Annotated in this window: 15 protein-coding genes; all 15 read left to right on the top strand. The window is 59.2% G+C overall.

All coding sequences use genetic code 11. From position 1 onward, the window contains the following. Positions 1 to 95 precede the first annotated feature (95 nt). The 15 genes from mnmG to D8767_RS00675 all read left to right on the top strand — a co-directional run bounded on the left by mnmG (position 96) and on the right by D8767_RS00675 (position 14,046). Positions 96 to 1,988, top strand: a complete 1,893-nt coding sequence (mnmG, locus tag D8767_RS00605) for a tRNA uridine-5-carboxymethylaminomethyl(34) synthesis enzyme MnmG (protein ID WP_028700025.1) — start codon at positions 96 to 98, stop codon at positions 1,986 to 1,988. Then, positions 1,985 to 2,635, top strand: a complete 651-nt coding sequence (gene rsmG / locus D8767_RS00610) for a 16S rRNA (guanine(527)-N(7))-methyltransferase RsmG (protein WP_016712771.1) — start codon at positions 1,985 to 1,987, stop codon at positions 2,633 to 2,635. The genes mnmG and rsmG overlap by 4 nt, the downstream gene beginning before the upstream one ends. Before the next feature lie 18 nt (positions 2,636 to 2,653). Further along, positions 2,654 to 3,445, top strand: a complete 792-nt coding sequence (locus tag D8767_RS00615; protein WP_012274913.1) for a ParA family protein — start codon at positions 2,654 to 2,656, stop codon at positions 3,443 to 3,445. Positions 3,446 to 3,454: 9 nt separating this feature from the next. Further along, complete coding sequence (locus D8767_RS00620) at positions 3,455 to 4,327, top strand: ParB/RepB/Spo0J family partition protein (RefSeq protein WP_016712770.1); 873 nt, start codon at positions 3,455 to 3,457, stop codon at positions 4,325 to 4,327. 149 nt (positions 4,328 to 4,476) lie between these two features. Then, entirely contained in the window at positions 4,477 to 4,884 is a 408-nt protein-coding gene (locus D8767_RS00625; protein ID WP_011536507.1) for a F0F1 ATP synthase subunit I, read from the top strand. Positions 4,885 to 4,900: 16 nt separating this feature from the next. Then, positions 4,901 to 5,770: a F0F1 ATP synthase subunit A gene (gene atpB, locus D8767_RS00630; protein WP_003260030.1), complete on the top strand. Its 870-nt coding sequence runs from the start codon at positions 4,901 to 4,903 to the stop codon at positions 5,768 to 5,770. Positions 5,771 to 5,912: 142 nt separating this feature from the next. Next, a complete protein-coding gene (atpE, locus tag D8767_RS00635) occupies positions 5,913 to 6,170 on the top strand; it encodes a F0F1 ATP synthase subunit C (protein ID WP_003097235.1) in 258 nt (85 codons plus the stop codon). A gap of 56 nt (positions 6,171 to 6,226) precedes the next feature. Beyond that, on the top strand, positions 6,227 to 6,697 hold the full coding sequence (locus tag D8767_RS00640) for a F0F1 ATP synthase subunit B (RefSeq protein ID WP_003253189.1): 471 nt from the start codon (positions 6,227 to 6,229) through the stop codon (positions 6,695 to 6,697). Positions 6,698 to 6,709: 12 nt separating this feature from the next. Further along, positions 6,710 to 7,246 (top strand): F0F1 ATP synthase subunit delta, encoded by a 537-nt coding sequence (locus tag D8767_RS00645; protein WP_003253191.1) that lies wholly within the window; start codon positions 6,710 to 6,712, stop codon positions 7,244 to 7,246. Between the two features lie 21 nt (positions 7,247 to 7,267). Further along, positions 7,268 to 8,812: a F0F1 ATP synthase subunit alpha gene (atpA, locus tag D8767_RS00650; RefSeq protein ID WP_016712768.1), complete on the top strand. Its 1,545-nt coding sequence runs from the start codon at positions 7,268 to 7,270 to the stop codon at positions 8,810 to 8,812. Between the two features lie 48 nt (positions 8,813 to 8,860). Further along, on the top strand, positions 8,861 to 9,721 hold the full coding sequence (gene atpG / locus D8767_RS00655; RefSeq protein ID WP_003253195.1) for a F0F1 ATP synthase subunit gamma: 861 nt from the start codon (positions 8,861 to 8,863) through the stop codon (positions 9,719 to 9,721). A gap of 27 nt (positions 9,722 to 9,748) precedes the next feature. Next, positions 9,749 to 11,125, top strand: coding sequence for a F0F1 ATP synthase subunit beta (gene atpD / locus D8767_RS00660; RefSeq protein WP_016502294.1), 1,377 nt, complete (start codon positions 9,749 to 9,751; stop codon positions 11,123 to 11,125). Between the two features lie 43 nt (positions 11,126 to 11,168). Continuing rightward, complete coding sequence (locus D8767_RS00665) at positions 11,169 to 11,588, top strand: F0F1 ATP synthase subunit epsilon (protein ID WP_010955886.1); 420 nt, start codon at positions 11,169 to 11,171, stop codon at positions 11,586 to 11,588. Between the two features lie 121 nt (positions 11,589 to 11,709). Then, complete coding sequence (gene glmU, locus D8767_RS00670) at positions 11,710 to 13,077, top strand: bifunctional UDP-N-acetylglucosamine diphosphorylase/glucosamine-1-phosphate N-acetyltransferase GlmU (protein ID WP_016712767.1); 1,368 nt, start codon at positions 11,710 to 11,712, stop codon at positions 13,075 to 13,077. 192 nt (positions 13,078 to 13,269) lie between these two features. Beyond that, the gene (locus D8767_RS00675) at positions 13,270 to 14,046 is read left to right on the top strand and encodes a DeoR/GlpR family DNA-binding transcription regulator (RefSeq protein ID WP_016712766.1); all 777 of its coding nucleotides are present in this window, start codon (positions 13,270 to 13,272) and stop codon (positions 14,044 to 14,046) included. The last annotated feature ends 3 nt before the right edge of the window (positions 14,047 to 14,049 follow it).

The following is a 14,049-nucleotide window of genomic DNA, read 5'->3' on the forward strand; positions in this document are numbered from 1 at the left end:
TCAAAATTTGCTCAGACGGTTTCTTTAAAGGGGGTGAAGTCCCTATACTTGTCCGCTTACCTTCTCTATTCGCAAAAACAGGCACGAGGTGCGTGGTGGATTTCCCTTCCCGTTTTGAAGTGATCGTCATCGGCGGCGGCCATGCCGGTACCGAGGCTGCGCTTGCGTCTGCACGCATGGGTGTGAAAACCCTGCTGCTGACCCATAACGTGGAAACCCTCGGTCACATGAGCTGCAACCCCGCCATCGGCGGTATTGGCAAAAGCCATCTGGTCAAAGAGATCGATGCCCTCGGTGGCGCCATGGCGCTGGCCACCGACAAGAGCGGCATCCAGTTCCGCGTTCTGAACAACCGCAAGGGCCCGGCCGTACGCGCCACCCGAGCACAGGCCGACCGCGCCATCTACAAGGCAGTGGTGCGTGAAATCCTGGAAAACCAGCCAAACCTGTGGATATTCCAGCAGTCCTGCGACGACCTGATCGTCGAGCAGGACCAGGTCAAAGGCGTGGTGACCCAGATGGGCCTGCGTTTCTTCGCCGAATCGGTGGTACTGACCACAGGTACCTTCCTTGGCGGCCTTATCCACATTGGTTTGCAAAACCATTCCGGCGGCCGCGCCGGTGATCCGCCTTCGATCGCCCTGGCCCACCGCATGCGTGAACTGCCGCTGCGCGTCGGCCGCCTGAAAACCGGTACGCCACCACGCATCGATGGCCGCTCGGTGGACTTCTCGGTGATGACCGAGCAGCCAGGCGATACGCCGATCCCGGTCATGTCGTTCATGGGCAATGCCGAAATGCACCCACGTCAGGTGAGCTGCTGGATTACCCACACCAATGCGCGCACCCACGAGATCATCGCCTCGAACCTCGACCGTTCGCCGATGTACTCGGGCGTGATCGAAGGTGTCGGTCCGCGCTACTGCCCGTCGATCGAAGACAAGATCCACCGCTTTGCCGACAAGGAAAGCCACCAGGTGTTCATCGAGCCGGAAGGCCTGACCACCCATGAGCTGTATCCCAACGGTATTTCCACTTCGCTGCCGTTCGACGTGCAGCTGGAACTGGTGCGTTCGATCCGTGGCATGGAAAACGCCCACATCGTGCGCCCGGGCTATGCCATCGAATACGACTACTTCGACCCGCGCGACCTCAAGTACAGCCTCGAAACCAAAGTCATCGGAGGCTTGTTCTTCGCCGGGCAGATCAATGGCACCACCGGCTACGAAGAAGCCGGCGCCCAGGGCTTGTTGGCCGGGACCAACGCGGCCCTGCGCGCGCAGGGCCGTGACAGCTGGTGCCCGCGTCGCGACGAGGCGTACATCGGGGTGTTGGTTGACGACCTGATTACTTTGGGCACGCAGGAGCCGTACCGCATGTTCACCTCGCGTGCCGAGTACCGCCTGATCCTGCGCGAAGATAACGCCGATCTGCGTTTGACCGAGAAAGGCCGCGAACTGGGCCTGATCGATGACCAACGCTGGGCCGCCTTCTGCGCCAAGCGCGAGGGTATCGAGCGCGAAGAGCAGCGCCTGAAGTCGACCTGGGTGCGCCCGAACACCGAGCAAGGCCAAGCCATTGTGGATAAGTTCGGCACCCCGCTTAGCCACGAGTACAGCTTGCTCAACCTGCTGGCGCGCCCGGAAATCGACTACGCCGGCCTGATCGAGGCGACCGGCGGTGATGCGATCGATCCACACGTTGCCGAGCAGGTCGAGATTCGCACCAAATACGCCGGTTACATCGATCGCCAGCAAGACGAAATCGCCCGCCTGCGTGCCAGCGAAGATACTCGCCTGCCTGTGGATATCGACTACTCGACCATTTCCGGCCTGTCCAAGGAGATCCAGAGCAAGCTTGGCCAGACCCGTCCGGAAACGTTGGGCCAGGCTTCGCGCATCCCGGGCGTGACCCCGGCGGCGATTTCTCTGTTGCTGATTCACTTGAAAAAACGCGGCGCTGGCCGCGAATTGGAGCAAAGCGCTTGAGTTCCCTGGTCACCCCGCAACACGCAGAAGAGTTGTCCACAGGTGCCCGCCAGCTCGGTGTCGAGCTGAGCACCGAGCATCACGATAAGCTGCTCGGCTACCTGGCCCTGTTGATCAAATGGAACAAAGCCTACAACCTCACCGCCGTGCGCGACCCCGACGAGATGGTGTCGCGACACCTGCTGGATAGCCTCAGCGTCATGCCGTTTATCCACAGCGAGCGTGTCAACTGGCTGGATGTGGGCAGTGGCGGTGGCATGCCCGGCATTCCCTTGGCTATCCTGCATCCGGACAAGCGCGTGACGGTGCTGGACGCCAATGGCAAGAAGACCCGCTTCCTGACCCAGGTGAAAATGGAGCTCAAGCTGGACAACCTCACGGTTATCCACAGCCGGGTCGAGGCCTTCCAGCCAGCGCAGCCGTTCGACGGCATCATCTCCCGTGCCTTCAGCAGCATGGAGAACTTCACCAACTGGACCCGCCACCTGGGCGACACCGGGACGCAATGGCTTGCAATGAAGGGGCTGCATCCTGCCGATGAACTGGTAGCATTGCCCGCAGACTTCACAGTGGAAAGCGAACAGGCCCTGACCGTTCCGGGTTGCCAGGGCCAGCGCCATCTGCTGATACTGCGCCGCAAGGCATGACTGGGAACACACGCAACAATGGCTAAGGTATTCGCAATCGCGAACCAGAAAGGTGGTGTGGGCAAGACAACCACCTGTATCAATCTCGCCGCCTCGCTGGCGGCGACCAAGCGTCGTGTGCTGCTGATCGACCTCGATCCGCAGGGCAACGCCACCATGGGCAGCGGTGTGGACAAACACGAGCTCGAGCACTCGGTCTACGACCTGCTGATCGGGGAATGCGATTTGGCCCAGGCCATGCATTACTCCGAGCACGGCGGTTTCCAGTTGCTGCCGGCCAACCGCGACCTGACCGCCGCCGAGGTGGTGCTGCTGGAAATGCAGGTCAAGGAAAGCCGTCTGCGCAACGCGCTGGCGCCCATCCGCGAGAACTACGACTACATCCTCATCGACTGCCCACCGTCGCTGTCGATGCTGACGCTGAACGCCCTGGTTGCTTCCGATGGCGTCATCATCCCCATGCAGTGCGAGTACTACGCACTGGAAGGTCTCAGCGACCTTGTGGATAACATCAAGCGCATCGCTGCCCGGTTGAACCCGGAGCTGAAGATCGAGGGCCTGTTGCGGACCATGTACGATCCGCGCCTGAGCCTGAACAACGATGTTTCGGCGCAGCTGAAGGAGCACTTTGGCCCGCAGCTGTACGACACGGTCATTCCGCGCAACATTCGCCTGGCCGAGGCCCCGAGCTTCGGCATGCCGGCACTGGCTTACGACAAGCAATCGCGAGGCGCGCTGGCTTATCTGGCCCTGGCCGGGGAACTGGTACGCCGTCAACGCCGTCAATCACGCACTGCACAAACAACTTAAGGAATCCGTATGGCCGTCAAGAAACGGGGTCTCGGACGTGGGTTGGATGCACTGCTCAGTGGTCCTTCCGTCAGCGCGCTCGAAGAGCAGGCTGTGAAGATCGACCAGAAAGAACTGCAACACCTGCCGGTCGAGCTGATCCAGCGTGGCAAGTACCAGCCGCGCCGGGACATGGACCCGGAGACGCTGGAAGAGCTTGCGCACTCGATCCGCAACCATGGCGTGATGCAGCCGATCGTGGTGCGCCCGATTGGCGACAACCGCTACGAGATCATCGCCGGTGAGCGCCGCTGGCGCGCCACGCAGCAGGCCGGCCTGGACACGATCCCGGCCATGGTCCGCGAAGTGGCCGATGAAGCGGCCATTGCCATGGCGCTGATCGAGAACATCCAGCGCGAAGACCTCAACCCGCTGGAAGAGGCCCTGGCCCTGCAGCGCCTGCAGCAGGAATTCGAGCTCACCCAGCAGCAGGTGGCCGACGCCGTAGGCAAGTCGCGGGTGACCGTGGCCAACCTGCTGCGTCTGATTACGCTGCCTGAGGCGATCAAGACCATGCTCGCCCACGGTGACCTGGAGATGGGCCACGCCCGTGCATTGCTCGGTCTGGAAGAAAACCGTCAGGAGGAGGGGGCGCGTCATGTTGTCGCACGTGGCCTCACCGTGCGCCAAACTGAGGCACTGGTGCGTCAGTGGCTCAGTGACAAGCCTGATCCGGTCGAACCGAGCAAACCTGATCCGGATATCGCACGCCTTGAACAGCGGCTCGCAGAGCGCCTGGGCTCGGCTGTCCAGATCCGTCATGGCAACAAGGGCAAAGGCCAGTTGGTTATTCGTTACAACTCCCTTGACGAGTTGCAGGGCGTGCTTGCTCACATCCGCTGAAACAATTCCTGTTGTAGCGCGCAGTCGGAAATCACTACCGAAGAGTTGAATAGGGGTTAATCCACCCCTATACTCTGCGCGCATTTTGTCGGCACAAATTATGCCAAGTCATAACTGACTTGTTGGTCGACTTCCGAGGAGCAGTTGTGATGGAAATCCGCACGCCAAACCGCCTGCCTTTCCATCGCTGGGCGGTTTTTCCGGTACTGCTGGCTCAATTCGTCGTACTACTGCTGGCAACCTTGGTGTTGTGGCAGTGGAAAGGGGTGGTCAGTGGATATTCAGGCCTTTGCGGAGGTTTGATTGCCTGGCTGCCCAATGTGTACTTCGCCTGGAAGGCTTTTCGCTTCAGCGGAGCTCGGGCGGCACAAGCCATCGTCAAGTCGTTTTACGCTGGCGAGGCAGGCAAGATGATTTTGACGGCAGTGCTTTTTGCACTGACCTTTGCAGGAGTGAAGCCATTGGCGCCGTTAGCAGTATTCGGCGTCTTCGTGCTGACCCTTTTGGTCAGCTGGTTCGCGCCCCTGCTGATGAATAAAAGACTTTCGAGACCTTAGGGCGTTTGAGGCAACCATGGCAGCAGAAACCGCTTCGGGCTATATCCAGCACCACTTGCAGAACCTGACCTACGGTCAACTACCAGACGGCAGCTGGGGCTTCGCCCATTCGGCTGCAGAAGCCAAGGCAATGGGCTTCTGGGCGTTCCACCTGGACACCCTGGGTTGGTCCGTCGCGCTGGGTCTGATCTTCCTGTTCATCTTCCGCATGGCGGCCAAGAAGGCGACTTCGGGCCAACCTGGCGGTCTGCAGAACTTCGTTGAAGTGATGGTCGACTTCGTCAACGGCAGCGTGAAGGACTCCTTCCACGGCCGTAGCCCGGTAATCGCTCCGCTGGCGCTGACCATTTTCGTCTGGGTATTCCTGATGAACGCCGTCGACCTGGTACCGGTCGACTGGATTCCTCAGCTGGCCATCCTGATTTCCGGTGACCCGCACATTCCGTTCCGCGCCGTGTCGACCACCGACCCGAACGCGACCCTGGCCATGGCCTTCTGTGTGTTCGCCCTGATCATCTTCTACAGCATCAAGGTCAAGGGTCTGGGCGGCTTCATCGGTGAGCTGACCCTGCACCCGTTCGGCAGCAAGAACATCTTCGTTCAGATCCTGCTGATTCCGGTCAACTTCCTGCTGGAATTCGTCACCCTGATCGCCAAGCCGATCTCGCTGGCACTGCGTCTGTTCGGCAACATGTATGCCGGCGAACTGGTGTTCATCCTGATCGCAGTCATGTTCGGCTCCGGCCTGCTGTGGCTGAGCGGCCTGGGTGTGGTGCTGCAATGGGCGTGGGCTGTGTTCCACATCCTGATCATCACCCTGCAAGCTTTCATCTTCATGATGCTGACCATCGTCTACCTGTCGATGGCGCACGAAGATAACCATTAAGACCGCCTGGCGTGTCTGATAGCCTTCCTCGCCTGTTCGGGGGGAGGGCTTAAAAAGTCCGCAAGGGCAGCTGTACTCACGATTTGTTTTACCGCTTCAAACTAAAAACCTAACCAATACGACGTAAAAGTCGGGAGGAAAGATGGAAACTGTAGTTGGTCTGACCGCTATCGCTGTTGCTCTGCTGATCGGCCTGGGTGCTCTGGGTACCGCCATTGGTTTCGGCCTGCTGGGCGGCAAATTCCTGGAAGGCGCTGCTCGTCAACCAGAAATGGTTCCGATGCTGCAGGTCAAAATGTTCATCGTTGCCGGTCTGCTCGACGCCGTAACCATGATCGGTGTTGGTATCGCTCTGTTCTTCACCTTCGCGAATCCGTTCGTTGGTCAGATCGCCGGCTAATCACTCGTCACCACGAGTTGATGGCTGTATGAATTAAGACCGAGCGAGGTGTTGGCGTGAACATTAATGCAACCCTGATTGGCCAATCCGTTGCTTTTCTGATTTTTGTACTCTTCTGCATGAAGTATGTATGGCCTCCGGTCATCACTGCTCTGCAAGAGCGCCAAAAGAAGATTGCCGACGGCTTGGACGCTGCCAACCGCGCAGCTCGCGACCTGGAGCTGGCCCAAGAAAAAGCGGGTCAGCAACTGCGTGAAGCTAAAGCACAGGCAGCCGAAATCATTGAGCAAAGCAAGAAACGCGCTGCTCAGCTTGTCGAGGAAGCCCGTGAACAGGCCCGCGTCGAAGCTGACCGTGTGAAGGCTCAGGCTCTGGCCGAGATCGAACAGGAACTGAACAGCGCTAAAGACGCCCTGCGTGCCCAAGTGGGTGCCCTGGCCGTTGGCGGTGCCGAAAAGATCCTTGGCGCCACAATCGATCAAAACGCGCATGCGGAGCTGGTTAACAAACTGGCCGCTGAAATTTAAGCGAGGGCGATCATGGCAGAACTGACCACGTTGGCCCGACCTTACGCTAAGGCTGCCTTTGAGCATGCCCAGGCCCATCAGCAACTGGCCAATTGGTCAGCCATGCTCGGCCTGGCTGCTGCGGTGTCGCAAGACGACACCATGCAGCGCCTGCTCAAGGCCCCGCGACTGACGAGCGCAGAAAAGGCCGCCACGTTCATTGACGTGTGCGGTGACAAGTTCAATGCACAGGCACAGAATTTCATTCATGTTGCCGCGGAAAACGACCGTCTCCTGCTTCTGCCGGAGATTGCCGCCCTGTTCGACCTGTACAAGGCCGAGCAAGAGAAATCCGTGGACGTGGAAGTCACCAGTGCCTTCGCGTTGAACCAAGAACAGCAAGACAAACTCGCCAAGGTTCTCAGTGCACGGTTAGGCCAGGAAGTGCGCCTGCACGCGTCGGAGGATGCCAGCCTGATTGGCGGCGTCGTCATCCGCGCTGGTGACCTGGTAATCGATGGCTCTGTTCGCGGCAAAATCGCGAAACTGGCCGAAGCATTGAAATCTTGAGTTTGAAGGGGCAGCAGAGCAATGCAGCAACTCAATCCTTCCGAAATTAGTGAAATCATCAAGGGCCGCATCGACAACCTCGATGTGAGCTCCCAAGCCCGTAACGAAGGTACCGTTGTTTCGGTATCCGACGGTATCGTGCGGATCCACGGTCTGGCCGACGTCATGTACGGCGAAATGATCGAGTTCCCTGGCAGCGTATTCGGCATGGCCCTGAACCTGGAGCAAGACTCCGTAGGTGCAGTGATCCTGGGTGCATACGACACCCTCGCCGAAGGCATGAGCGCCAAGTGCACCGGCCGCATCCTGGAAGTTCCTGTTGGTAAGGAACTGCTGGGTCGCGTCGTTGACGCACTGGGCAACCCGATCGACGGCAAAGGTCCTCTGGGCAACACCCAGACCGACGCAGTCGAGAAAGTGGCTCCAGGCGTCATCTGGCGTAAGTCGGTAGACCAGCCTGTACAGACTGGCTACAAGTCCGTCGACGCCATGATCCCTGTCGGCCGTGGCCAGCGCGAGCTGATCATCGGTGACCGTCAGATCGGCAAGACCGCCATGGCCATCGACGCCATCATCAACCAGAAAGACTCCGGTATTTTCTGTGTTTATGTTGCTGTCGGCCAGAAGCGTTCCACCGTTGCCAACATCGTTCGCAAGCTGGAAGAAGCCGGCGCCCTGGCCAACACCATCGTGGTCGTTGCCAGTGCTTCGGAATCCGCCGCACTGCAGTTCCTGGCGCCATACGCCGGCTGCACCATGGGCGAGTTCTTCCGTGACCGCGGTGAAGACGCCCTGATCGTTTACGATGACCTGTCCAAGCAGGCCGTTGCTTACCGTCAGATCTCCCTGCTGCTGCGCCGTCCACCAGGACGTGAAGCGTACCCAGGCGACGTGTTCTATCTCCACTCCCGTCTGCTGGAGCGTGCTTCGCGCGTTTCGGAAGAGTACGTCGAGAAGTTCACCAACGGCGCAGTCACTGGCAAAACCGGTTCCCTGACCGCTCTGCCGATCATCGAAACCCAGGCTGGCGACGTTTCCGCGTTCGTTCCGACCAACGTGATTTCCATCACCGACGGTCAGATCTTCCTGGAATCGGCCATGTTCAACTCGGGCATCCGCCCTGCAGTGAACGCCGGTGTTTCGGTATCCCGCGTAGGTGGTGCCGCTCAGACCAAGATCATCAAGAAGCTGTCCGGTGGTATTCGTACCGCGCTGGCTCAGTACCGTGAACTGGCTGCATTCGCCCAGTTCGCGTCCGATCTGGACGAAGCGACCCGCAAGCAGCTGGAGCATGGTCAGCGCGTTACCGAGCTGATGAAGCAGAAGCAGTACGCGCCAATGTCCATCGCAGACATGGCCCTGTCGCTGTACGCCGCTGAGCGTGGCTTCCTGACTGACGTAGAAGTCTCCAAGATCGGCAGCTTCGAGCAAGCACTGATCGCCTTCTTCAACCGTGATCACGCCGAACTGATGGCGAAGATCAACGTGAAGGGTGACTTCAACGACGAAATCGACGCAGGCCTGAAAGCCGGTATCGAGAAGTTCAAGGCCACCCAGACCTGGTAAGCCGCAGCGGGGGCCGTGGCCCCCGCTTGCTAACCTGATAGGTGATACATGGCAGGCGCAAAAGAGATTCGCAGTAAGATTGCGAGCATCAAAAGCACGCAAAAAATTACCAGCGCCATGGAGAAAGTGGCGGTCAGCAAAATGCGCAAGGCACAAATGCGCATGGCTGCTAGCCGTCCTTACGCGGAGCGTATCCGCCAGGTGATCGGTCATCTGGCCAACGCCAACCCGGAATACCGCCACCCGTTCATGATCGAGCGCCCTGTAAAGCGCGCCGGTTATATCGTGGTGAGCAGTGACCGTGGTCTGTGCGGTGGCTTGAACACCAACCTGTTCAAGGCCCTGGTCAAGGACATGAGCGCAAACCGCGAACAGGGCGTGGAAATCGACCTGTGCGTGATCGGCAGCAAGGGTGCGACTTTCTTCCGCATCTTTGGCGGCAACGTCGTAGCCGCGATCAGCCACTTGGGCGAAGAGCCATCGATCAACGATCTGATCGGCTCCGTCAAAGTGATGCTGGACGCCTACCTGGACGGCCGTATCGATCGCCTCTCGGTGGTTTCGAACAAGTTCATCAATACCATGACCCAGAAGCCAACGGTCGAGCAATTGGTACCGTTGGTGGCAACCCCGGATCAGGATCTCAAGCATCACTGGGATTACCTGTACGAACCCGACGCAAAAGAGCTGCTGGACGGCTTGATGGTGCGTTACGTGGAGTCGCAGGTGTACCAGGCGGTGGTCGAGAACAACGCTGCTGAACAAGCGGCCCGGATGATCGCCATGAAGAACGCCACAGACAACGCCGGTGATTTGATCAAAGAGCTTCAGTTGATCTACAACAAGGCGCGTCAGGCTGCGATCACCCAGGAGATCTCGGAAATCGTCGGCGGCGCTGCCGCGGTTTAACGGTTCACATATTCAGAGGATCCAGCTATGAGTAGCGGACGTATCGTTCAAATCATCGGCGCCGTCATCGACGTGGAATTCCCACGTGACGTCGTGCCGAGTGTTTACAACGCGCTGAAAGTACAAGGCGCGGAAACCACCCTGGAAGTTCAGCAGCAGCTGGGCGACGGCGTGGTTCGTACCATTGCGATGGGCTCGACCGAAGGCCTGAAGCGCGGTCTGGAAGTCGTTGACTCCGGCGCTGCCATTTCCGTTCCTGTTGGTAAGGCCACCCTGGGCCGTATCATGGACGTACTGGGCAACCCGATCGACGAAGCCGGCCCGATCGGCGAAGAAGAGCGTCGCGGTATCCACCAGCCAGCGCCTTCGTTCGCTGACCAGGCAGGCGGCAACGACCTGCTGGAGACCGGCATCAAGGTTATCGACCTGGTTTGCCCGTTCGCCAAGGGTGGTAAGGTTGGTCTGTTCGGTGGTGCCGGTGTTGGCAAGACCGTAAACATGATGGAACTGATCCGTAACATCGCCATGGAACACAGCGGTTACTCCGTGTTCGCGGGTGTGGGTGAGCGTACTCGTGAGGGTAACGACTTCTACCACGAGATGAAGGACTCCAACGTTCTCGACAAGGTAGCGCTGGTCTACGGTCAGATGAACGAGCCACCAGGAAACCGTCTGCGCGTAGCGCTGACTGGCCTGACCATGGCTGAGAAGTTCCGTGACGAAGGTAACGACGTTCTGCTGTTCGTCGACAACATCTATCGTTACACCCTGGCCGGTACCGAAGTATCCGCACTGCTGGGCCGTATGCCTTCGGCAGTAGGTTACCAGCCGACCCTGGCTGAAGAGATGGGCGTTCTGCAAGAGCGCATCACCTCCACCAAGGAAGGTTCGATCACCTCCGTTCAGGCCGTTTACGTACCTGCGGACGACTTGACCGACCCGTCGCCAGCGACCACCTTCGCCCACTTGGACGCCACCGTCGTTCTGTCCCGTGACATCGCCTCCCTGGGTATCTACCCAGCGGTCGACCCACTGGACTCGACTTCGCGCCAGCTGGACCCGAACGTGATCGGCAACGAGCACTACGACACCGCTCGTGGCGTTCAGTATGTTCTGCAGCGCTACAAAGAGCTGAAGGACATCATCGCGATCCTGGGTATGGACGAACTGTCCGAGACCGACAAGCAACTGGTAGCCCGCGCTCGTAAGATCCAGCGCTTCCTGTCGCAGCCGTTCTTCGTGGCCGAAGTCTTCACCGGTTCGCCAGGCAAGTACGTTTCCCTGAAAGACACCATCGCTGGCTTCAGCGGCATCCTCAAAGGTGACTACGACCACCTGCCAGAACAAGCGTTCTACATGGTCGGCAGCATCGACGAAGCGATCGAGAAAGCCAAGAAACTGTAATTCTTGCGCCCCGCAAGGGGCGCTATCAGGTTGAGGCAAGCAGATGGCTATGACAGTCCATTGCGATATCGTCAGCGCGGAAGGAGAGATTTTCTCCGGCCTGGTCGAGATGGTAGTTGCGCACGGTAACCTGGGTGATCTCGGTATCGCTCCAGGCCACGCGCCGCTGATCACCAATCTCAAGCCTGGTCCGATCACGCTGACCAAGCAGGGTGGCGCCCATGAGGTGTTCTACATCTCTGGTGGCTTCCTCGAGGTTCAGCCAAACATGGTCAAGGTGCTTGCCGATACCGTGCAACGTGCTGCAGACCTGGATGAAGCTCAGGCTCAGGAAGCCCTCAAGGCTGCTGAGAACGCCCTGAATCTGAAAGGCGCGGACTTCGACTACGGTGCCGCCGCCGCACGTCTGGCCGAGGCCGCAGCCCAGCTGCGTACCGTCCAGCAAATGCGCAAAGGCAAGTAATCGGCCTTTGGCTGATAACTTCTGTTGCGATTGAGTAAAAGGGTAGCCTCGGCTACCCTTTTTCTTTTTCTGATTTCTCCCCCCGGTCATTCCACTGACCGCCCAGGATTGGTAGCCAGTAATGTCACTCGATATCGTTATTCTCGCCGCCGGCCAAGGCACCCGCATGCGCTCGGCGCTGCCCAAGGTGCTGCACCCGGTAGCCGGCAACTCCATGCTCGGCCATGTTATCCACAGTGCGCGCCAACTGCAGCCGCAAGGTATTCATGTTGTGATTGGCCATGGTGCCGAGCTGGTTCGCGAGCGCCTGGCCGCTGACGACCTGAACTTCGTCATGCAGGATAAACAGCTGGGTACCGGCCATGCTGTTGCCCAGGCTCTGCCGGCGCTGACTGCCGACACCGTGCTGGTGTTGTACGGTGATGTGCCGTTGATCGAAGTGGAGACCCTGCAGCGCCTGTTGTCCAAGGCCAACGACCAGCAGTTGGGCCTGCTCACCGTTACCCTGGACGACCCGACAGGTTATGGCCGTATCGTCCGTGACGAGCAGAGCAAGGTAACTGCCATCGTTGAGCACAAGGACGCCAACGACGTGCAGAAAGCGATCAAGGAAGGCAACACCGGTATCTTGGCATTGCCAGCTGCGCGTCTGGCTGACTGGATGGGCCGTCTGTCGAACAACAACGCCCAAGGCGAGTATTACCTGACCGACGTCATCGCCATGGCAGTGGCCGATGGCCTGGTAGTGGCTACCGAGCAGCCGCACGACCCGATGGAAGTGCAGGGCGCCAACGACCGCCGCCAGCTGTCCGAGCTGGAGCGTCACTACCAGCTGCGTGAAGGCCGCCGCCTGATGGCCCAGGGTGTAACCCTGCGCGACCCGGCACGCTTCGATGTACGGGGCGAAGTGACCGTCGGCCGTGACGTGCTGATCGACATCAACGTGGTTCTCGAAGGCAAGGTGGTCATCGAGGACGATGTGCAGATCGGCCCTAACTGCGTGATCAAGAACACCACCCTGCGCAAAGGCGCGGTGGTCAAGGCTAACAGCCACCTTGAAGGCGCCGTGATGGGCGAGGGTAGCGATGCTGGCCCGTTCGCCCGCCTGCGCCCAGGCAGCGTGCTGGATGCCAAAGCCCATGTGGGTAACTTCGTGGAACTGAAAAACGCCCACTTGGGCGAAGGCGCCAAGGCCGGTCACCTGACCTACCTGGGCGATGCTGAAATCGGTGCGCGCACCAATATTGGCGCCGGTACTATCACCTGCAACTACGATGGCGCGAACAAGTTCAAGACCGTGATGGGTGAGGACGTGTTCATCGGTTCGAACAACTCGCTGGTAGCGCCTGTGGAAATTCAGGCTGGTGCGACCACCGCAGCCGGTTCGACCATCACTCAGGCCGTCGAAGCCGGTGACCTGGCGGTGGCCCGTGCGCGCCAGCGCAACATCTCGGGCTGGAAGCGTCCGGAGAAGATCAAGAAGAGCTGATTTGTTCACAGCTGTTTCGATCGAAAGCCGACTTATGTGAGTAAGTCGGCTTTTTTTATTGGTTTTTTGCGGTGCCTGTAGGGCTGCAGCGAATCGGGTAAAAACTATCCACAGGGCAGCGACAGCTTGACGAATCGTTCATCTTAGGTTTTGATTGCAACCATTATCTTTCGAAACGAAACTTAAGCACTCATGTCGAAACGAAATACCCCGCAGCGGCGGCATAACATCCTGGCGTTGCTCAGTGAGCAGGGCGAGGTGAGCGTGGACGCTTTGGCCAAACGTTTCGAGACTTCGGAAGTAACCATTCGCAAAGATCTTGCCGCCCTCGAAACCAACGGCCTGCTGCTACGCCGCTACGGTGGTGCAGTACCCGTGCCGCAAGAACTGCTCGGTGAGCCGGCCCAGCCTGTGTCTTCCTACAAGAAGGCCATCGCCCGTGCCGCGGTTGGTCGAATCCGCGAACATGCGCGCATCATCATCGACAGCGGCAGCACCACGGCAGCCATGATCCCCGAGCTGGGGCGTCAGCCAGGCCTGGTGGTGATGACCAATTCGCTGAATGTGGCCCGTGCCATCAGCGACCTTGAACACGAGCCGGTGCTGCTGATGACCGGCGGTACCTGGGACCCGCATTCCGAGTCGTTCCAGGGCCAGGTGGCCGAGCAGGTTTTGCGCTCTTACGATTTCGACCAGCTGTTCATCGGTGCCGATGGCATCGACCTCGGCCGGGGTACCACCACCTTCAACGAACTGCTGGGGCTTAGCCGGGTCATGGCTGAAGTTGCCCGCGAAGTGATCGTGATGGTCGAGTCGGACAAGGTGGGGCGCAAGATCCCTAACCTCGAGCTGCCCTGGAGCAGCGTGCACACCCTTATTACAGACGAACGACTGCCCGCAGCGGCACGTGAACAAATTCAAGCCCGCGGCATCAACCTGATCTGCGCCGCGATCAGCCAGGAGCAATAAAAC

Origin of the sequence: Pseudomonas sp. LTGT-11-2Z, assembly GCF_003691445.1 — a bacterium.
Lineage (GTDB): Bacteria > Pseudomonadota > Gammaproteobacteria > Pseudomonadales > Pseudomonadaceae > Aquipseudomonas > Aquipseudomonas monteilii.

What these genes read in the sequence shown, in the direction of transcription:
- D8767_RS00675 (WP_016712766.1), top strand. Translation starts at nt 13,270, where the DNA reads ATGTCGAAACGAAATACCCCGCAGCGGCGGCATAACATCCTGGCGTTG.
- atpG (WP_003253195.1), top strand. Translation starts at nt 8,861, where the DNA reads ATGGCAGGCGCAAAAGAGATTCGCAGTAAGATTGCGAGCATCAAAAGC.
- glmU (WP_016712767.1), top strand. Translation starts at nt 11,710, where the DNA reads ATGTCACTCGATATCGTTATTCTCGCCGCCGGCCAAGGCACCCGCATG.
- D8767_RS00625 (WP_011536507.1), top strand. Translation starts at nt 4,477, where the DNA reads ATGGAAATCCGCACGCCAAACCGCCTGCCTTTCCATCGCTGGGCGGTT.
- D8767_RS00665 (WP_010955886.1), top strand. Translation starts at nt 11,169, where the DNA reads ATGGCTATGACAGTCCATTGCGATATCGTCAGCGCGGAAGGAGAGATT.
- atpE (WP_003097235.1), top strand. Translation starts at nt 5,913, where the DNA reads ATGGAAACTGTAGTTGGTCTGACCGCTATCGCTGTTGCTCTGCTGATC.
- atpA (WP_016712768.1), top strand. Translation starts at nt 7,268, where the DNA reads ATGCAGCAACTCAATCCTTCCGAAATTAGTGAAATCATCAAGGGCCGC.
- atpB (WP_003260030.1), top strand. Translation starts at nt 4,901, where the DNA reads ATGGCAGCAGAAACCGCTTCGGGCTATATCCAGCACCACTTGCAGAAC.
- D8767_RS00615 (WP_012274913.1), top strand. Translation starts at nt 2,654, where the DNA reads ATGGCTAAGGTATTCGCAATCGCGAACCAGAAAGGTGGTGTGGGCAAG.
- D8767_RS00620 (WP_016712770.1), top strand. Translation starts at nt 3,455, where the DNA reads ATGGCCGTCAAGAAACGGGGTCTCGGACGTGGGTTGGATGCACTGCTC.
- atpD (WP_016502294.1), top strand. Translation starts at nt 9,749, where the DNA reads ATGAGTAGCGGACGTATCGTTCAAATCATCGGCGCCGTCATCGACGTG.
- D8767_RS00645 (WP_003253191.1), top strand. Translation starts at nt 6,710, where the DNA reads ATGGCAGAACTGACCACGTTGGCCCGACCTTACGCTAAGGCTGCCTTT.